Source organism: Neisseria zoodegmatis, from assembly GCF_900187305.1.
Taxonomy (GTDB): Bacteria; Pseudomonadota; Gammaproteobacteria; order Burkholderiales; family Neisseriaceae; genus Neisseria; species Neisseria zoodegmatis.
Genome location: NZ_LT906434.1, coordinates 1,186,097 through 1,205,076, shown reverse-complemented (window position 1 = coordinate 1,205,076; position 18,980 = coordinate 1,186,097). Strand labels below are relative to the sequence as shown.

17 protein-coding genes and 1 pseudogene are annotated in these 18,980 nt (G+C 51.9%); 5 read left to right on the top strand and 13 right to left on the bottom strand.

The genetic code is table 11. The features are described 5' to 3' along the window. Positions 1–35 precede the first annotated feature (35 nt). The 3 genes from CKV66_RS05615 to CKV66_RS05605 form a co-directional block, all read right to left on the bottom strand. A complete protein-coding gene (locus CKV66_RS05615) occupies positions 36–701 on the bottom strand; it encodes a glutathione S-transferase (RefSeq protein ID WP_085363171.1) in 666 nt (221 codons plus the stop codon). A 32-nt stretch (positions 702–733) separates the two neighbouring features. Continuing rightward, positions 734–1,051, bottom strand: a complete 318-nt coding sequence (locus CKV66_RS05610) for a TfoX/Sxy family protein (protein WP_085363170.1) — start codon at positions 1,049–1,051, stop codon at positions 734–736. 154 nt (positions 1,052–1,205) lie between these two features. Then, positions 1,206–2,099, bottom strand: a complete 894-nt coding sequence (locus CKV66_RS05605) for a LysR family transcriptional regulator (protein ID WP_197697463.1) — start codon at positions 2,097–2,099, stop codon at positions 1,206–1,208. A gap of 114 nt (positions 2,100–2,213) precedes the next feature. Here CKV66_RS05605 and CKV66_RS05600 point away from each other — a divergent pair, with 114 nt between their 5' ends. Continuing rightward, the gene (locus CKV66_RS05600) at positions 2,214–3,074 is read left to right on the top strand and encodes an MBL fold metallo-hydrolase (RefSeq protein WP_085363168.1); all 861 of its coding nucleotides are present in this window, start codon (positions 2,214–2,216) and stop codon (positions 3,072–3,074) included. A 134-nt stretch (positions 3,075–3,208) separates the two neighbouring features. On the opposite strand, the gene CKV66_RS05595 is transcribed toward CKV66_RS05600, so the two are convergent. The 5 genes from CKV66_RS05595 to CKV66_RS05575 all read right to left on the bottom strand — a co-directional run bounded on the left by CKV66_RS05595 (position 3,209) and on the right by CKV66_RS05575 (position 9,892). Then, complete coding sequence (locus tag CKV66_RS05595; protein ID WP_085363167.1) at positions 3,209–4,075, bottom strand: ABC transporter six-transmembrane domain-containing protein; 867 nt, start codon at positions 4,073–4,075, stop codon at positions 3,209–3,211. Positions 4,076–4,191: 116 nt separating this feature from the next. Then, positions 4,192–5,958, bottom strand: coding sequence for an ABC transporter ATP-binding protein/permease (locus tag CKV66_RS05590; RefSeq protein ID WP_085363166.1), 1,767 nt, complete (start codon positions 5,956–5,958; stop codon positions 4,192–4,194). Between the two features lie 150 nt (positions 5,959–6,108). Next, positions 6,109–8,328, bottom strand: coding sequence for a TonB-dependent siderophore receptor (locus tag CKV66_RS05585; protein WP_085363165.1), 2,220 nt, complete (start codon positions 8,326–8,328; stop codon positions 6,109–6,111). 170 nt (positions 8,329–8,498) lie between these two features. Further along, positions 8,499–8,852: a DUF4298 domain-containing protein gene (locus tag CKV66_RS05580; protein WP_085363164.1), complete on the bottom strand. Its 354-nt coding sequence runs from the start codon at positions 8,850–8,852 to the stop codon at positions 8,499–8,501. A gap of 68 nt (positions 8,853–8,920) precedes the next feature. Further along, a complete protein-coding gene (locus CKV66_RS05575) occupies positions 8,921–9,892 on the bottom strand; it encodes an HlyD family secretion protein (protein WP_085363163.1) in 972 nt (323 codons plus the stop codon). A gap of 294 nt (positions 9,893–10,186) precedes the next feature. Here CKV66_RS05575 and cysT point away from each other — a divergent pair, with 294 nt between their 5' ends. The 3 genes from cysT (at position 10,187) to CKV66_RS05560 (ending at position 13,046) form a co-directional block, all read left to right on the top strand. Then, positions 10,187–11,023 (top strand): sulfate ABC transporter permease subunit CysT, encoded by an 837-nt coding sequence (gene cysT / locus CKV66_RS05570; RefSeq protein WP_054598823.1) that lies wholly within the window; start codon positions 10,187–10,189, stop codon positions 11,021–11,023. A 92-nt stretch (positions 11,024–11,115) separates the two neighbouring features. Then, positions 11,116–11,976, top strand: coding sequence for a sulfate ABC transporter permease subunit CysW (cysW, locus tag CKV66_RS05565; RefSeq protein ID WP_085363162.1), 861 nt, complete (start codon positions 11,116–11,118; stop codon positions 11,974–11,976). Next, complete coding sequence (locus tag CKV66_RS05560) at positions 11,973–13,046, top strand: sulfate/molybdate ABC transporter ATP-binding protein (RefSeq protein WP_085363161.1); 1,074 nt, start codon at positions 11,973–11,975, stop codon at positions 13,044–13,046. The genes cysW and CKV66_RS05560 overlap by 4 nt, the downstream gene beginning before the upstream one ends. Positions 13,047–13,317: 271 nt before the next feature. Here the strand turns inward: CKV66_RS05560 and CKV66_RS05555 are convergent, their stop codons facing one another. The 4 genes from CKV66_RS05555 to bfr (CKV66_RS05535) form a co-directional block, all read right to left on the bottom strand. Beyond that, a complete protein-coding gene (locus CKV66_RS05555; RefSeq protein WP_085363160.1) occupies positions 13,318–13,893 on the bottom strand; it encodes a ubiquinone biosynthesis accessory factor UbiJ in 576 nt (191 codons plus the stop codon). Positions 13,894–13,979: 86 nt separating this feature from the next. Then, on the bottom strand, positions 13,980–14,756 hold the full coding sequence (locus CKV66_RS05550) for a Rossmann-fold NAD(P)-binding domain-containing protein (RefSeq protein WP_085363159.1): 777 nt from the start codon (positions 14,754–14,756) through the stop codon (positions 13,980–13,982). Between the two features lie 337 nt (positions 14,757–15,093). Continuing rightward, a complete protein-coding gene (gene bfr / locus CKV66_RS05540; protein WP_085363158.1) occupies positions 15,094–15,567 on the bottom strand; it encodes a bacterioferritin in 474 nt (157 codons plus the stop codon). A gap of 39 nt (positions 15,568–15,606) precedes the next feature. Then, complete coding sequence (gene bfr, locus CKV66_RS05535; RefSeq protein ID WP_085363157.1) at positions 15,607–16,071, bottom strand: bacterioferritin; 465 nt, start codon at positions 16,069–16,071, stop codon at positions 15,607–15,609. A gap of 460 nt (positions 16,072–16,531) precedes the next feature. Between bfr (CKV66_RS05535) and typA the strand changes: the two genes are divergently transcribed. Then, complete coding sequence (gene typA, locus CKV66_RS05530; protein WP_085363156.1) at positions 16,532–18,343, top strand: translational GTPase TypA; 1,812 nt, start codon at positions 16,532–16,534, stop codon at positions 18,341–18,343. Positions 18,344–18,392: 49 nt separating this feature from the next. On the opposite strand, the pseudogene CKV66_RS12540 reads toward typA, so the two are convergent. Then, positions 18,393–18,538: pseudogene (locus CKV66_RS12540) on the bottom strand (lipoprotein signal peptidase). Positions 18,539–18,980: the final 442 nt, after the last annotated feature.

Below are 18,980 nucleotides of genomic sequence, written 5' to 3'. Positions count from 1 at the left end.
GCCCTACCCACAAAAATTTTCAAACAGGCACGGCATCACAGCAATTCCAGTTTCCCGATACGCTCTTGCGCCCGTTGGTAGGCGGGGTCGTTTTCAATGCGACGCACATAGGCGGCGATATTCGGCAGGTTCAGCGGCGTACGCGACACGGCGGCCTGCAAAGGAAAACCCATCATAATGTCGGCACCGCTGATTTCTTCGCCCAGCAGCCAAGTGCGGCCTTTTAGCTTGTTTTCAACAAATTCCAGATGCAGTTTGAGCTGCGGATTCAAAAACGACTCGCGCACGCCGTCGGTAATCTTGCGGGCAACGGGTTTGGCGAAAAACGGCATTTTGCGCGTTTCGATTTTGCGGAACACCAGCGACATCACCAGCAGCGGCATCAGCGAACCTTCGGCATAATGCAGCCAAAACAGATATTCGGGATAAACCGCGCTGCTTTCAGACGGCCTCAAGGCCGTTTCCTGACCGTAGCGTGCGATCAGGTATTCGACAATCGCGCCGCTTTCGGCCAGCACCAAGCCGTTGTCGTCTATCAGGGGCGATTTGCCCAGCGGGTGGACACGGCGCAGGCTGTCGGGCACAAGCGAGGTTTCGGCATCGCGCGCGATCACTTCCGCGCGGTACTCCAAGCCGAGCAGTTCGAGCAGCCACGCGATACGGTAGGCGCGGGATTGTTTGAGTGCGTATAGGGTAATCATGGCAGACTTCCTTTCATCGCTGATTTTGTGGTTTACTTTTTCTTAGGCTTGGTTTGGGGCAATTCATCATACATGGCCTCAAACAGCCCTGTTAAAAACGCCTTGTCATCCACCTCGCTCACAAGCAGCATTGCTTTTGCGCCTTCGTAAGGCAACTCATAGGCCGCATTCGGCATATAGTCGATTGCCGACTGAACGGGCTTAACCAGCAACCGATCATCGTAGATGCCGCCGACGATTTTCTGCTTATAGTAGAGAATATACTCGCCCATCATGGCTCGATAAGTGATGTCGTCCAAGTCGGATAATTGTTCCAAAATAAAATCCAAATATGCTTTGCCGGATGTCATATGCGCCTCTTTTTTCCCATGTGTAACCAAACAACTTCAGTAGTAACCGTACAGTCATACTCGGGTCAAGCCCGAGTATGACGGACGTGCTGTTTTTTTAAATGCTTTTTCAGACAGGCGTTTTTTCAGACGGCCTCACTTCATCATACAACTTTTACCAATCCCTATCCGCACAATAATCCACCAAAAAATCCAAAAACAGGCGCACGGAGCGGGAAAGTTGGCGGCGTGAGGGATAAAGCGCGTAAATGGTCATTTCGGGTAAGGTCCATTGCGGCAGCACGGCCTGCAAGGTGCCTTGCTCCAAATGTTCGCCCAACATATAACGCGGAAGCATGGCGATGCCTGCCCCGTTAAGGGCGGTTTGCAGCAGCACCGATGCGTCATTGCCGGCAACGGTGTTGTTGAGCGTAAGGGAATGCCGTTCGCCGCCGTTGCTGAAATGCCATTCGCTGCGGTTGAGGTTGGTGTGTGCCAAACAGCGGTGTTGGTGCAACTCGTCGGGATGCTGCGGTATGCCGTATGCCGCCAAATAATCAGGCGAGGCAACCAGCAGCGAGCGGCAGGGAGAAAGCGGGCGGGCGATCAGTGAGGAATCGGGGCTGCTGCTGATGCGTACCGCCAAATCTATGCCGGATTCCACCAGATTCACGGTTTCGTCGCCCACATGCAGATGAATGCTGAGTTTGGGGTGTTGCCTGCCGAACCCGGCAACCGCTTGAGCCAAATGGCAGATGCCGAACGATGTGCTGGCGGTGAGCCGCAAAACGCCGCGCAATTCGCCGTCGGCCGGAGCGATTTCCCATACGGCATCCTCTGCCAATTCATTGATTTGCCTGCAATAGCGCAATGCCTGCTCGCCTGCCGCCGTTAAACCGACATGGCGGGTGGTGCGTTGCAGCAGCCGCGCATTCAGCCATTGCTCCATCAGGGCGATATGCCTTGAAACCATGGCTTTGGACATCTCCAATTTCTCGGCGGCGGCGGTAAAACTGCCGCTTTCGGCCACGGCCAAAAACACTTTCACTGCGGTTAGTTTGTCCATCATTACGCCTAATTGTTGCAAAATAAGAAACAGTATAACTCAATCCAAGCGGTTTTTTGTTTATATTGTTTCATATATTATGCGCGGCATCTTAACCGATTGTAAAAAGGATATTCCGTGAACAAACATTCTTTGGCCGTTTTGGCTTCCGCCCTGATTTCTCAAGCCGCACTGGCCGACCAATTAACCTTCCACACTTTCAATCCGCAGGAAAGCAGTATTTTCCCCGTTTCTTCCGTAATTGTGGAAGGCGACAAAGAAGTGTTGCTGGTGGATGCCCAGTTCCAGCGCAATGACGCGCAAAAACTGGTTCAACAAATCAAAGCCATCGGCAAACCTCTGAAAACCGTTTATATCAGCCATTACGACCCCGATTTTTATTTCGGGCTGGACGTAGTCGGCCAAGCCTTTCCGCAAGCGGAAATCGTTGCCACGCCCGAAACTTTGGCGCATATCGAACAAAGCATCATCGGCAAATACAAATACTGGTCGCCCATTTTAAAAAACAACGCACCGAAAATGCTGGTGCTGCCCAAAGCCACCGACGCGGCTTATTTGAAAGTGGGCAGCAGCCGTTTGGAAATCCGCGGCAAACACATCAACCCCGCGCTGACTTACTTGTGGGATTCGGGCAGCAAAACCGTGTTGGGCGGCGTGCCGCTGTATGAAGGCACGCATTTGTGGCTGGCGGATTCGCAAACCAAACAGGCACGCAGCAAATGGGCGCGCACTTTGGACGACATCGCCGCGCTGAAACCGCGCCGGGTCATTCCCGGGCATTTTATCGGTACGCCTTCCGTGAAAACCATCGAATTCAACCGGCGTTATCTGGCCGAGGTCGAAAAAGCCGTCTCTTCGGCCAAAAACAGCCGCGATGTTGTCAACCGCCTCAAAACAGCCTTCCCCAACTTAAAAGGCGGGGATGATTTGGAACTGGGTGCGAAAGTGGTGATGGGCGAAGAAAAATGGCCTAAATAAGCCGCACGGTTTGCAGGCTTGTCATGCCTGCCTGAAAAGCTTTGGAAAACATCGAGGCCGTCTGAAATATTTTCAGACGGCCTCGAACTACCTCAGGCGTGCTATTTTTTAAAATGCTTTTTTCAGACAGGCATTCAGACGGCCTGCTTGGAATGAATGCTTTCCACTTCCACGCGACGGGCAATGTCCTTCAGATTGGAATAGCTTTCTACCAGCCTCGGCACATCGTCCAAACTCATGGCAAACATCCACAAATAAGTGGTGAGCGAATAGATATGTCCTGCGCTGCCGTAGCCGTTTAAGGTAATCCACACGAAAGTAAAGCCGAACAATACTGCCATCGCGGCACCGACACACAGATAGCCCAATGCTTCGCGGTTGGAAATCAGAATGCGTAAACGGGCAACCAAACCGAAATGCCTGTGCAGCATGATTTCGGGAGCAGACTGAATCATATCCACATCGCGCTCCAAGCGGTTGTTGAGTTTGAAATACAGTTTTTCGCTCACGCGCGAAAAACCCGGCAACAACAGCAAAAATACCGCCAAAATCATCAGGCTCAACACGCCCGCCCAAAACTCCAGTACCAAAAGCATAATGGCCGCGCCGAACACAGACACCAGCGAAGTAACCGCCGTCGGTAAATGCATTTCAAAAAAATCGACAAATTCCCGCGACAATGCCACCCGCGCCGCAATTTCAGACGGCGTCTGCCCCTGTATGCGCTGCTTCACAATCACAGGCACGGCGATTGCGCTGTAAATACGGGCAAACACGCGCGTATCGACGCTGCGCCGTGCCGCCCCCACCAACCACATCAACAATACCAAAAGCGCGTAAGTCAGCGCCTGCCATACCTTGCCCTGCATGACCGCGTTGACGGCAAAACCGCCGAACACGGGGTAAATCAGAAACAGCAGGTTTTCCAAAGCCACGATGCTGAACGTGAGCAACAGCTTTTTGCGGTGTGCGGTGCCGATATTTTTTAAAGTATTCCACATGGTTAAACTTCATTTCCCATCATCAGTGCAGTCATACCGTTTATAAAAAATTCAACTGCATTGCCGTTATACTGTACTTGCCGCATCTGCGGCATCCCGCCAAGAGATTTTACTTTTCAAACGGCCATCGATCCGCTTATCTGCATGGTTTTGTTATGGAATGCACAGAGCGTATTGCGGTGGCCGATACTGACGATGATGCTGTCGGGCAGCTTTTGGCGGATAAGCATGTAAAGTGCTGCTTCGGTGCTTTCGTCTAGTGCGGAGGTGGCTTCGTCAAGCAAAATCAATTTGGGCCGTGCCAGCAGAATACGGGCGAAAGCGATACGTTGCAGCTCTCCCGGAGAAAGGCGGTGCTGCCAGTCGTCGGCTTTGTCTAAACATCCGGCGAGATAATGCAAGCGGCAGTCTGCCAATACCAGCCGCAGTTCTTCGGGCGAAGGGTTGAGATCAGGATAGCATATGGCTTCGTAAAGCGTGCCTTGCGGCACATAAGGGCGCTGCGGTACAAACAGGGTTTCGTGATGAGGCAGCCTTCTTACCGTACCGCTGCTGCCGAATGGCCACAGTCCGGCCAAAACACGCATCAATGTAGTCTTGCCACAGCCGCTCGGGCCTTGAATCAGCAAAGCGTCTCCGCATTCCGCTTTTAAAGCGACATGATTGAGCAATACCGTGCCATCGGTGCGGTAAACGGCAACATTCTCCAATTCAAGCCTGTCTGAAACAACGTCAATGCCGTTTGAGCCGCAGTCGACGTTTTGCAAGTTGGAAAGAAAACCGCTTAAACGCTCCAAGCGGGCGCGGTAGGCGGTGAAAGATTCATAAAAATTACGGAAAAACGACAAGGCGCGTTGCAGGCGGTTGAATGCCTGCACGGTTTGGTGCATATCGCCGATTTTGATTTGTCCGGCAAAAAAGCGCGGAGCTTGCAGCATCAAAGGCAGCAATTGGACGCTTTGGGTCAAGAGGTCGTTGAATCCGCCCAAGACTACGCTTTGCCGGGTGATTTTCCAGCGGTTGCGGATGACGGCGCGGAAACGGTCGCCCAGTTGCTGTTGTTCTTTCCATTCGCCCCGGTAAAAGGCAATGCTTTCGGCGTGATCCCGGATGCGGATAAGAGAATAACGGTAGTCGCCGTTGAGCTTTTCATTGTCGTAATGGTAACGGATGAGCGGCTTACCTATCCACATCGCTGCGGCAGTGGAAAGCAGCACAAAAATAAACACGAAAAACACAATGCCGCGCGGAATGTTCAGGCCGAATAAGGATAAAACGCCGGACAACCCCCATAGCACGACGGTAAATTCAATGGCCGACAAAACGGAATTGAGCATCCCGCGTATAAATTCGATGGTATTGGCGATAAATTCCTGCGCATCTTGCTGGATGCGTTGGTCTATATTATCCGGTTCATGGCGCAGCATATGCAGCCGGTAATAATTCTTATCGGCAAACCAGCGTGAAACCAGCACGCCGTTCAGTTTTTCAGACCATTTAATTGCAAGAGACTGGTCTAAAAAGTCGTTAACAATACCGTTGAGCGTGCGCATAATCACCACGCCGGCATTGATTAAAGCGAAAAACCAGAAAGCCGCTGCTTTTTTGTCTTGCAATGCGCTGTATAAACCGTTGTAAAAAAATGTGTTCAAAACATTCAGGCGGATTTCGGTCAGCAGCAGCATTACCATAGCCGCCAGCAACAGCAGAATTTTCAGACGGCCTGCTTTATCCAAGCACGGTGAAAGAATTTGCCGGAACTGTCTGCCGAAACGGGTTTTGCCGATAATATAAACTATTGCAACAAGAGAAACAGATACGCCTATAAAAGTCTGTAAAAACCAGAGCGGCGTGGCATTTAATTCGATTTGCCATTTTTCCATAATGAACAGTAATAGGATGCCTGTCTGAAAAAATTCAGACAGGCATAGGGTAAATAAAATGAACAATAATGATATTGCCGCTTAAAACGGGCAAACCCAAATAGGGGGATGCCTTCTTTAAAAACCAGATGCAAAGGCAGCGGCAAGGTATCAGAAGCTTAACTTGGCGCCCAAAGCTACCGTGCGCGGCTCACCGATAGACAAATGCTCCATGGTGGCGGTAGTGTGCGACACAAAGTATTGCTTGTTGCCCAGATTTTTACCGGTCAGACGCACATTCAACGGTTTTCCGCCGACTTTTGTGTCATAAGACACAAACGCGCTGTATGTGGTTGCCGAAGGCAGTTTGAACCATTGGGCTTGGTTGTTCCGCACATAATTAAAGCCCCATGTGCCGCGGTAGTCCAAACCCGCCCCTGCGCGCCAGTTGCCGCCCGCCGCCCGGCCGAAGTCGTAAAACAGCGTCAGGCCGGCGGTGTGTTTGGGAATGCTGCCGAATTGCGTGCCTTCGTTGAGCGGCTCGTTTTTATCTTCAACCACTTTTGTGTCTGTGAAAGTGTAATTGGCGGAAATACCCAATTTGTCGGTAATTTTGCCGTTGACATCCACTTCCATACCCTGCGAGCGGTTTTTTTCGATAACGCGCATTTCCACTTCACCGTTGTCCAAAGTTACGGGGCGTGCAACATTGCTTTTTTTGATATGGAATAAAGCCAGATTCGCGCTAAGGTTTTCTCCGTTGTATTTGCTGCCGACCTCAAACTGGCGGCTTTTTTCCAGCGGGATTTTTTTGCCGCCGTAGTCGATGTTGCGCGAAGCATTAGGTTTGGCCGATGTGCCGAAATTGCCGTAAACCGACCATCTCGGGTTAATCAGGTAAACCGCGCCGATTTGCGGCAGCAGGTCGAAACCGCTACTGTGGTTGCGGAAGCGTGCCGGGCGGCCTTGCCCGGATTCTATTTTGTGCCACTGCCCGCGCACACCGCCGGAAACAATCCAACGGTTGCCGATATAGGCGGAATCTTGCAGCAGCAGGGCGGCGGTTTTGTAATGCTCGAGCGTATCGCTGGTACGCGCGTCTGCCGTCGGATTGGTCGATTCAATCCAGTTTTGCCCGTAAATGGGATTGTCCACACTCATGATGTGACGGGTGGCGCTGCGGCGCAAATCGCCCAATTTCAATTTGTAGTCTTGCAATTGCAAAGATGCACGCAATTTGTGCGTAATGTTTTCACCTTGGTCAACGAGGCCGTTGGCAGAAAGGTTCAGGCTGTGCGTAACTGCATCGGAAGGCCTTGTGCCGTCGATACGGCGGCTAACTTCCCGCTTGGCGGCGTTATAGCTCATCACGCGTGCCTGCCAATCGTTGTAATGATTTTTGCTGAACCCGTACTCTGCCTGCAACCGCCAATCGGCATTCAGCTTGTGTTCGCCGCTTAATTGGAAAGTGTGCGAATAACCTTTGGTCACGTTAATCGGGTCGTCCAAACGGCGTTTTAAAGGGATGTCCAACGCCTTGCCATAATTGGGATTATTTGCGGCCGTGCCACTAACGTCTAAAAAAGTACCCCGGTCAAACACGCCTTCGTAATTCTGATATTCGTAGCCCGCCGAAACCTTAGTTTTATCGTTTTTCCAAGATAAAGAAGGGGCGATGACATATTCGGTGTTGCTACCGAAACTCCGCCAGTAATTTTTGGTTTGATAGTCGGCAACCAAACGGTAAGCAAAGCCGCTGTTGCCGATAGGCCCGGTGGTATCGACACCGATATTCCTTGCCGCACGGCTGCCGTATCCCGCATTGACGGTCGTGCTGCTTTTCACGTGGTCAGGCTTTTTGGTTACCACATTAATCACGCCGCCGGGATTCTGCATTCCGTAGAGCATTGACGCCGGGCCTTTCAATACTTCCACTCTTTCCACATTGGCCGTGAAATTGCGCGCCATCGAGCTGGTCAAACCGTTGCGCATAATCGAGCCGTCGCGGTTCCCTCCGTAACCCCTACGCATAACCGTATCTAAAGTACCCGCCAGATTATTGCCTTGCGTTAGGCCGCTGATGCCTTTTACCGCCTCCTCCAAAGTTTGCGGCTGTTTATCCTGCAACTGCTCTTGAGTGACCACATCAATGCTGTAAGGCGTGTCAAGAATGGATGTGTTGACACCAGTAATGTCGCTGCGTTCGGCTTTATAGCCTTTTTCCATGGTAATGCGTTTACCGCGTACCGTTACCGTATCGACTTCAACCGCTTGCGGCAACGGGGATTGCTGTGCCGAATCCGACAAAGAAGGCTGATTTTCCGCCCATGCCGGCGCTCCGGCTCCCATTGCCGTTACTGTTAGAACCACTGAAGTGAAACATGTTTTCATCTCAAAATATCCTGTTACCTATAAAAATAATATCGGTTCAAGAATTTTATTATGTTAATACATTTAAAAATTATTATCATTTATATTTCAAAATATTTTTATGTTGTCTATGCGATGGTTCACAGCATAAAAATACCTGCCTGAAAACAGCTTTCAGACAGGCATGGTTTTCAGACGGCCTCATTCCCGCCGTCCCTGTCCAACACCGCCACAGCCGAACGCAGCCGCTGCCAAGCGAGGTTTTGCTGTTCGGCAAAAGCGTTCCACAGTGCATCTTCGCTCATGATGCTGTATTCGCCTTGCGTGTGCAGGTTCACGTCCAGCCCGTCTTCAAGCGCTTGAACGTAGCGCATGTATTCGCCTTCAAAGTAAAACTGCGCCAGCTCGCGCATTATGGCTTCGCCGCGCAGCCAGTCTTGATGGGCGGCTTCGAGTTTGGGGAACAGATCCGTCCATTCGCGGTAAAGTTTCTGAATGTGGTCGATGCGTGCCTGAGCTTCGGCCTGATTCGGCAAGTCGGTCATGGAATGCCCTTTCTGTTCTGTGCTTGTACGGAATCGTTTTGTTGCTGTATTTCGGCATTGGGACGGCGTTATTGCGGCAGCTTAACCGCCAATTCAGACGGCCATTGGGCCGCGTCGTCGGTACGCACATAGCCGTTGCCCGTCATGCCGCCTTTGAGCAGACCTTTATATTTCAGCGCGGTGTCGGCGGGGATTTTCAGTTTCACGCGGAACACCAATTTTTCGCGCTCGTTTTGTGTTTCCACCGATTTGGGCGTGAATTGGGCTTCGGTGGCGATAAAGCTGATTTTGGCGGGGAACACGGCCTCCACGTTGTCGAGCACAATCCGCGCTTCTCCGCCCACTTTCAGACGGCCTGCTTCGGCATTCGGCAGAAAAATGTTCATCGACACATCAGCCGGATCAAGCAGGCTCACTACTTTGCTGCCTGCGGCAATCACGCTGCCCGTTTCGGCGATTTTGTATTCCACCCTGCCCGCTTTAGGGCTGCGGATGGTCATGTCGTCATTGGCCGAAGCCGCTTGGTTAATCTGCGCCTGAGCCGCCGCCACTGCCGCCACCGCTTCGGCACGGGCGGCACGCGCCGCTTTCACCGAAGCCGCCGCACCGTCGCGCGCGGCCAGCCGTTTGCTTACTTCTGCCGACGACACCAATTCGTCGCGCTTCAAACTTTGGGCATTGCCCAATTCCATCTGCGCCACTTTCTGCTGCTGCTCGTAAGCCCTGATTTCGGCATCCGCCCGCGCCACCGCTTCCTGCGCGCGCTGTTTCTGGGCTTTGGCAGCTTCAAGCTGGCTGCTGCTGGTTACGGAAGAAAGCTCGGCCAATACGTCGCCCTCTTTCACTTCGCTGCCCTCGTCCACCAACACCGCCTGCACCCGCCCCGGATACAGGCTGGCAATGTCAAAGCGGTTCAGCTCCAAACGGCCGTTGGATTGGGCGAAGCCCTGCGGCAGGCCGTCTGAACCGTTTTTGCACGAAACATACACCCCTCCCGCCACTACCGCAGCGGCAATCAAAGCCACGATTATTTTTTTCATGAATTTTCCTGCCATCAATGATTTAGGATACCGGATCGGCAATGCGTGCCATGCAAAACGCCGCATTCGGCGGCATCAACATGCATCCGGTAAATCGTTTGCAACTTAAACCAATTAACCGTGCGGGGCAAGCCGTTTAACAATCCCGAACAACCTATACGCCGCACACCCATACGCCCCCGCCCGCCGCCGGTTATAACAAAATCATCTTTAATTAAAACCAACCATTCTTTCCCTTTTTCAGACGGCCTGTATAAAGTTGCACCATACGATAACTGCAATCAAGCCACGACTATGCTTCTGCTCAAAACCCCCAGCGTGTTACCCGGTTTCAAAATCAGCCTCGGCCTCACCGTATTGTGCCTGTCGCTTTTGGTGGTGCTGCCGTTTGCCATGATGGCCGTTAAAGCGGGCGAAATCGGTTGGACGGCTTTTTGGCAAACCATTTCCGAGCCGAACGTGCTGGCGGCGGTATGGCTCACCTTGCGGATGTCGTTTTACGCCATGCTCACCAATATCGTATTCGGCACACTGGTGGCGTGGGTGCTGGTGCGTTATGAGTTTCCCGGTAAAAGCATCGCCAACGCGCTGGTGGATTTGCCGTTTGCGCTGCCCACGGCAGTAACCGGCATTGCGCTGGCCACGCTGTACGCGCCCAACGGCTGGCTGGGACGGTGGTTTGAACCGTTGGGCATCAAAATCGCGTTCACACCCATCGGCATTTGGATTGCGCTGGTGGTGGTGAGCTTGCCGTTTATCGTGCGGGCAGTACAGCCGGTGCTGGAAGAATTGTCGGGCGAATACGAAGAAGCGGCGGCCACGCTGGGCGCAAACCGCTTCACCACGTTCCGCCGCGTGCTGCTGCCCGAAATCGCCCCCGCCCTGCTCACCGGCGCAGGCATGATGTTTGCGCGGGCAACCGGCGAATACGGCTCGGTGATTTTTATCGCGGGCAATATCCCGATGGTTTCCGAAATTCTGCCGCTGGTCATCACCGGCAAGCTGGAGCAGTTCGACGTGCAGGGCGCATCGGCCGTGGCGTTGTTTATGCTGATGATTTCGTTTGTGATTCTGTTTTTGCTGAACATCGGCCAATGGGCTTTGAGCAAACGTGCCGGCGCAAAAGTTTGAATATTCGGGCCGTCTGAACCGTGTTTCGATATTCGTTTTCAGACGGCCTCTTTATCCATTTTGAAAATCAATCAAAACCAAGCCTAAAAACCATGAAAACCAATCCGCCCAATCCGAACCTGACCGAACCGCGCTGGCTGCGGCTGACGCTGATTGCCGTTGCGCTGGCGTTTTTGCTGCTGATGCTGGTAGTGCCGCTGGCCGCCGTGTTTTACGAAGCCCTAAAAGGCGGCTGGGATTTATACCTCCAATCCATTACCGACCCCGAAGCATGGTCGGCCATCAAGCTCACGCTGATTACCGCCGCGATTGTGGTGCCGGTTAACGCCGTGTTGGGCGTAGCGATGGCTTGGCTGCTTACCCGCTTTAACTTCCGCGGCAAGCAGTTGCTCACCACGCTGCTCGACTTGCCGTTTTCGGTGTCGCCCGTGGTGGCAGGTTTGATGTTCGTGCTGCTGTTCGGCGCACACACCGCGCTCGGCGGCTGGCTTGAGGCACAAGGCATTCAAATTATTTTCGCCATTCCCGGCATTATTCTTGCTACGCTTTTCGTTACCTTTCCGTTTGTTGCCCGCGAACTGATTCCGCTGATGCAGGCGCAAGGCGACAGCGAAGAACAGGCCGCCCTGATTCTCGGCGCAAGCGGTTGGCAGATGTTTTGGCGCGTAACCCTGCCCAACATCAAATGGGCGCTGCTCTACGGCATCATTCTCACCAATGCCCGCGCGATGGGCGAATTCGGCGCGGTGAGCGTGGTTTCGGGGCACATTCGCGGCGAAACCAATACCATTCCGCTGCTGGTGGAAATTTTCTACAACGAATACAACTTTACCGGCGCATTCGCCCTATCCGGTATTTTGGCATTGCTGGCACTCGCCACCCTTGCCGTGCAAAACATCATCACCCGCATTCAAGAACGCAAACTCGCCGCTGCCGAAAGGAACGCCGCATGAGCATCACCATTCAAAAACTCAACAAACACTTCGGCTCATTTCACGCCCTCAACAACATCAACCTCAACGTGCCCACCGGCAAACTCGTGTCGCTGCTCGGCCCTTCCGGCTGCGGCAAAACCACCCTTCTGCGCATCATCGCCGGTTTGGAAAACGCCGACAGCGGCAGCATTCTGTTCGACGGCCAAGACGTTACCCGCAAACATGTGCGCGAGCGCAAAGTGGGCTTCGTATTCCAACACTACGCCCTGTTCCGCCACATGAACGTGTTCGACAACATCGCCTTCGGCCTCACCGTATTGCCCAAATCCGAACGCCCGAGCAAAGAAAAAATCCGCGCCAAAGTGGAGGAATTACTGCAACTCGTGCAGCTTTCGCATCTGGCCAAAGCTTATCCGCACCAGCTTTCAGGCGGCCAACGCCAACGCATCGCCCTCGCCCGCGCGCTGGCAGTCGAACCCAAGCTACTGCTGCTCGACGAACCCTTCGGCGCACTCGATGCCAAAGTGCGCAAAGAGCTGCGCAAATGGCTGCGCGACATCCACCACGAACTCGGCGTAACCAGCATTCTCGTTACCCACGACCAAGAAGAAGCCCTTGAAGTATCGGACGAAATCGTCGTAATGAACCACGGCCGAATCGAGCAGACCGGCACCGCCGAAAGCCTCTACCGCCAGCCCGAAAACGCCTTCGTCACCGAATTTCTCGGCGAAACCGACGCCTTCGAAGGCCGCATCGAAAAAGGCGCATGGCATTACAACGGTTTCAGATGGCCTTTAGACCTGCCCGGTGCATGGCAGGAACAGATTGCTACCGCCTACGTGCGCCCGCACGAATGGACGGTTGCCGGCGACAGCGAAACGCCGATGCTCAACGGCCGCATCCACACCATCCGCTCCGCCGGCGCACTCACCCATCTGACCGTAGCGGAAAACAGCAGGGACATACACATCACCTTTGCCGACAGCGACGCCGTCCGCCTCGGGCTGGCGGTCGGACAAAATATCGCGCTGGTGCCGAAGCAGATTTATGTGTTCTCTCAAAACGAGTTAATTGATTTTGCGATTTAAACCGTTGAGTTGATTGACAGACTAAAGCTGCTGAAAATTTAGATACACAACCAAGACTTAAAAAACTTTGAGGCCGTCTGAAAAACAAAAAACATTTCAGACGGCCTCAAGGTTTTAATCAAAAGTCATTGTGTTTCACCGCAGTATGTAAAGGCATGGATTACCTATCCGCCCGTGCACGGCCTTCAGCAACACAGCAATTAAAAAAACAGGCTTCGCAATCTCGTCCACAGATTTCGAAGCCTGCATCAATATGAAACAAAAACCCGCCCTATTCCGCCGATTTCTGACGATTTTCGAACCTTTCCAGCCGCGCGGCCAACCTTTCCGCATCGTCGCGCAACGCATCCACTTCACGCGACCATGCTGCCAACGTTTCGCGGTCGGCAACCGGCGATTCCGGTTCTCTGGCAAACTCGCCCAGCTGCTCCAGCACGCTCAAGCCCATCTTTTTCAACAGATTGCCCGCCTGCTCTGCGCGCGTACTGATGCCGCCCGCCAACGCATCGCCAAACAAGCGGCTCAAATCATCGTGGACGTAATAACGCAGGCTGCCGATCAACGGCAGCAAAGCCATGCCTAAATCGGTGTCGCCGCTGATTTCCACATCCCCCACTCCGGGCGTCTGCCCCTGCAATACTTTTTGTATGGCCGTTTGGCGGAAGCTGATTTCGGTAGCGGCTTCGGCGTTGCTGTGCTTCAAAAAACCCTGTTCGTCAAACGTGCCCTGCATGTGCAAGCCCGCCATGCGCAAACTGAGCGTGCTGCCCGCAAACGCTGCAAGCGCGGCTTGGGTTTCGCGGTTTTGCTGGATAAGGTGGTTGATAATCGGAAGGAAGGCTGTCATGTTTTTCTTTCACTGTCGAGACCGTCTGAAACCGCTTTTCGATTTTTCAGACGGCCTTAAGGTCTTCTATCAATTGATAAACTGCATCACGCAAACACTGAGGCAAAATCATCATACGCGGTATTGACTATCTTGCCGCTGCCAAGCTCGGCGCTTTCACAATCAGGCGCAGGCAAACCCAGTTTTGCCGCTTCTTCGCCATAAAAATCCCGTTTCGACGGATGGCGCGGCTCGACGATATTGCGTATGCGCACTCCATCGGGCGTGCAAGCCGCCAAATGCAAAGCGGCCACGGCAAAATCTTTATGCACAATGTTCACAGGCTGACCGCCGTTTTTGATGCCGCCGCGTCTCAGCAAACTGTTTAAAGGATGGCGGTCAACGGAATACAGCCCGCCGAAACGCAAAATGTCGATATTGGGAATGCCGCTGTTCAAAAACACCTGCTCGGCTGCCAACACTTTTTTGGCGCTGTCGGTTTGCGGATCAAGCGCGCTGTGTTCGTCGCAAACCCGCGCCGCATCGCCGTACACGCTGGTGCTGCTGGAATAAATCACATGTTTCACGCCATACTGCGCGGCCAAAGCCAGCCATTTTTCCAGCATTTCGGCGTAATGCACCACCGACGAAGGCGGCAGCAGGCAAATCCACACGGGCTTATCCGCCCACGTTGCCCATAAGGCCGTCTGAAAAACGGCTTCATCATTCAAATCAACGGTATTCAGGCTCACAGGCAGATTGATGTCGTCGGAGGTGAGCGTTTTTTTCACCGCCGACACACTGCTGCCCTGCTCAAACAGTTTTTCTGCCAACGCTTTGCCTAAATAGCCCATGCCGAGTATGGCGCAATCGGGTGTATTCATGATTTCAGACGGCCTCTTACGGTGAATATATCGGTTAAAAACAACAAGTGCCGAGACCTTTGCAAAACCCCTATCTGCGGCGCATTTCTGCGTTGTGCGCTGCCCGCTCGCTTCGCCTTGTATATGATATGTCTGCACTCGCTGTGTTGCTACACCTTGAACTGCATCCACATCTAGAGCTTTGCAAAGGTCTCGTGCCTTATTGTATCAGCTTCAAGCCCAAAAGCCGTGTAGAAAACATCCCGGCCGGCAAAAGAAAAACGGCATACATAAAAAATGTATGCCGTTTGCTTTCCGGTATTCAAAAAGACTGCTGTATTTGGCAGTGGTTTGTGTTTTAGTCCTCTTGCGCCCCGGTTTGCAGATAGTTTGCCAAGCCCATGCCGGCAATCAATTCCTGCTGCGTTTCAAGCCAGTCGATATGCTCTTCGTTTATATCTTTCAGTTTTTCCAACAGCTGGCGTGAAACATAATCCTGCTTCTCTTCGCACAAAGCAATCGCTTCAATCAAAGCAGTATGTTTTTCCTGCTCTTTTTTCAAATCGCAGGCCAAAATTTCTTCGGGCGTTTCGCCGATTAAGAGTTTGCCCAAATCTTGCAGGTTCGGCAAACCTTCGAGCAGCAAAACACGTTCGATAATGTCGTCTGCCGCTTTCATTTCCACAATAGACTGCTTGTAGAAATGCCCGCCCAATTCTTCCAAACCCCAGTTTTTCAAAATACGGGCGTGCAGGAAATATTGGTTGATGGTTACCAGCAGCAAACCCAGATTTTTATTCAAATTCTGGATAACTAAACGATCGCCTTTCATCATCAGTTCCTTTATGTTCGGTTTAACGGCAGGCCGCGTTTACAGTTGGCTTTGCAGATAGTTTTGCATGCCCAAAAGCTCAATCAGGCGCAATTGCTGTTCCAACCAATGAGCGTGGTCTTCTTCGGTGTCTTTCAGTTGAGCCACCAACAGATCGCGGGTCACATAATCCTGCTTCTCTTCGCACAGTTTCACGCCTTTTTTCAGCGCAGCCTGTACTTCCAATTCGGTATTCAAATCGGCTTTCAACATTTCTACCACATCGGCACCCACATTGATTTTGGCCGGAATCATGTTCGGCGTACCGCCCAGCATCAAAATACGGCGGATAAACGCTTCCGCATGAAGGGTTTCGTCTTCCATTTCATGACCGATGCGGTCAAACAGTTTGGTGTAGCCCCATTCGGCATACATGCGTGAGTGGATAAAATACTGGTCGCGCGCAGCCAGCTCGCCCGCCAATAATTCGTTCATATAATCGATAACAGCTTTGTCGCCTTGCATGGTGTGTCCTTTCTTGTTTCATCAATCCGGCAAACCCCTCGATTTCAGGCGCCGTGCGTTTAATCGAATTGTATGTAATAACAAGCCCCTGCACAAATTTTCTATTTAAAATACAAATAATTATCAAAAAACTATAGAGCCGGAAAATCGCATCGAAAAATTTACTTAATTGTTTATATTCAAGTTTTGTTGCTGATAATATTGATAAGCTGTTGCAACAAAAATATTTATTTTCCATTTTTAACTTATATTAACAAATCAAAAAAGCATCATTTGAAGCTTTTATTCCAATATCAATCCAAGTTCCGATTTTTCTTTTAATTTCATCAATCTTAGCGATTGATAAATTTTTCGATTTTCATCTTTTCTGCTTGATTTCCACCGTCAAATTATCACGAGGAATCCGATAAGCGTGCTACAATACACGGTTATTTTTTAGTGATAAGACGTAAATCAACCCATGAAACAAATCAGAAATATCGCCATCATCGCACACGTCGACCACGGCAAAACCACGCTGGTAGACCAGCTCCTGCGCCAATCAGGCACCTTCCGCGCCAACCAACAGGTTGACGAACGCGTGATGGACAGCAACGACATCGAAAAAGAACGCGGCATTACCATTCTTGCCAAAAATACCGCCATCGAATACGAAGGCTACCACATCAATATCGTCGATACCCCCGGACACGCCGACTTCGGCGGCGAGGTAGAGCGCGTCTTAGGCATGGTCGATTGCGTGGTATTGCTGGTAGATGCCCAAGAAGGCCCGATGCCGCAAACCCGCTTCGTTACCAAAAAAGCCTTGGCGTTAGGTCTGCGCCCGATTGTTGTGATCAACAAAATCGACAAACCGAGCGCGCGCCCGAGCTGGGTAATCGACCAAACCTTCGAGCTGTTCGACAGCCTCGGTGCCACCGACGAACAATTGGACTTCCCCATCGTTTACGCTTCGGGCTTGAGCGGTTTTGCCAAGTTGGAAGAAGACGACGAAAGCCAAGATATGCGCCCGTTGTTCGACACCATCCTCAAACACACCCCGCCCCCTAGCGGCAGCGCAGACGAAACCCTGCAATTGCAAATTTCCCAACTCGACTACGACAACTACACCGGCCGCTTAGGTATCGGCCGCATCTTGAACGGCCGCATCAAACCCGGCCAAGTGGTTGCCGTAATGAACCACGAAAAACAGGTCGCACAAGGCCGCATCAACCAACTTTTAGGCTTCAAAGGCTTGGAACGCGTGCCGTTGGAAGAAGCGGAAGCCGGCGATATCGTGATTATTTCCGGTATTGAAGACATCGGCATCGGCGTAACCATCACCGATAAAGACAATCCTAAAGGCCTGCCCATGTTGAGCGTGGACGAGCCGACCTTAACCATGGACTTCATGGTGAACACCTCTCCGCTGGCCGGCACCGAAGGCAAATTCGTTACCTCGCGCCAAATCCGCGACCGTCTGCAAAAAGAATTGCTGACCAACGTCGCCCTGCGCGTGGAAGATACCGAAGATGCCGACATCTTCCGCGTATCCGGCCGAGGCGAACTGCACTTAACCATTCTGTTGGAAAACATGCGCCGCGAAGGTTACGAATTGGCCGTCGGCAAACCGCGTGTGGTTTACCGTGAAATCGACGGCCAAAAATGCGAGCCGTATGAAAACCTCACCGTTGACGTACCCGACGACAACCAAGGCGCGGTAATGGAAGAGCTTGGCCGCCGCCGCGGCGAGCTTACCAATATGGAAAGCGACGGCAACGGCCGCACCCGTTTGGAGTACCACATCCCCGCCCGCGGCCTGATCGGTTTCCAAGGCGAGTTTATGACCTTAACCCGCGGTGTCGGCCTGATGAGCCATGTTTTCGACGATTACGCACCGGTAAAACCCGATATGCCCGGCCGCCACAACGGCGTGTTGATTTCCCAAGAGCAAGGCGAAGCGGTGGCTTACGCATTGTGGAACTTGGAAGACCGCGGCCGTATGTTTGTATCGCCCGGCGAAAAAATCTATGAAGGCATGATTATCGGCATCCACAGCCGCGACAACGACTTGGTGGTTAACCCCTTAAAAGGTAAAAAACTCACCAACGTGCGCGCCAGCGGCACCGACGAAGCCGTGCGCCTGACCACGCCGATCAAGCTGACTTTGGAAAGTGCAGTCGAGTTTATCGACGACGACGAACTGGTGGAAATCACGCCGCAATCCATCCGCTTGCGCAAGCGCTACCTGCAAGAGCACGAACGCCGCAAACACTTCAAAAAGCAGGATTGATTGGGTTATCCATTGAAGCAGTAAACCAAAGGCCGTCTGAAAAACATTTTCAGACGGCCTGAGACTTTTGAAAAACCCTCAGATGTGGATGCAGTTCAAGGCGTAGCAGCGCAACGAGTGCAGACATATCACACGATAGGCAAACGAGCGGGCAGCGCACAACGCAGAAATGCGCCGCAGATGAGGGGTTTGCAAAGGTCTCGGCCTTTTCATTTGTACCTATTCCCAAACATTCCATTCCGCGCTCTTTATCCCTCGACAACTTATCCGCAATATTCCCTGAATCTGCCCATAAAATTGTGCGTATTCTGTGGATAAATCAATATTCTATTTGAAACATAAAGACATTTTCAAACTGATTAAAAATTAAGCACAAACTCTGAAAAGCCCACAGTCAATGTTTATTCCTATGTGCATGGTTTGTGGATAAATCGGTTAACTTCATTATTTCACATCAAAAAATTAAAATGCTTAAAAATTAGGCAATTCAAGCAACTTCTGAAACGGTATAATAAAAAACAGAGCAGAAATTTCATGATAAACGCGGCATCAATTGGAGGCCGTCTGAAAAGAGCCGTTTTAACTTTCCAACCATATAAAAATCGTTAGCCATCCGACGGCAACACAATCTCTCAGC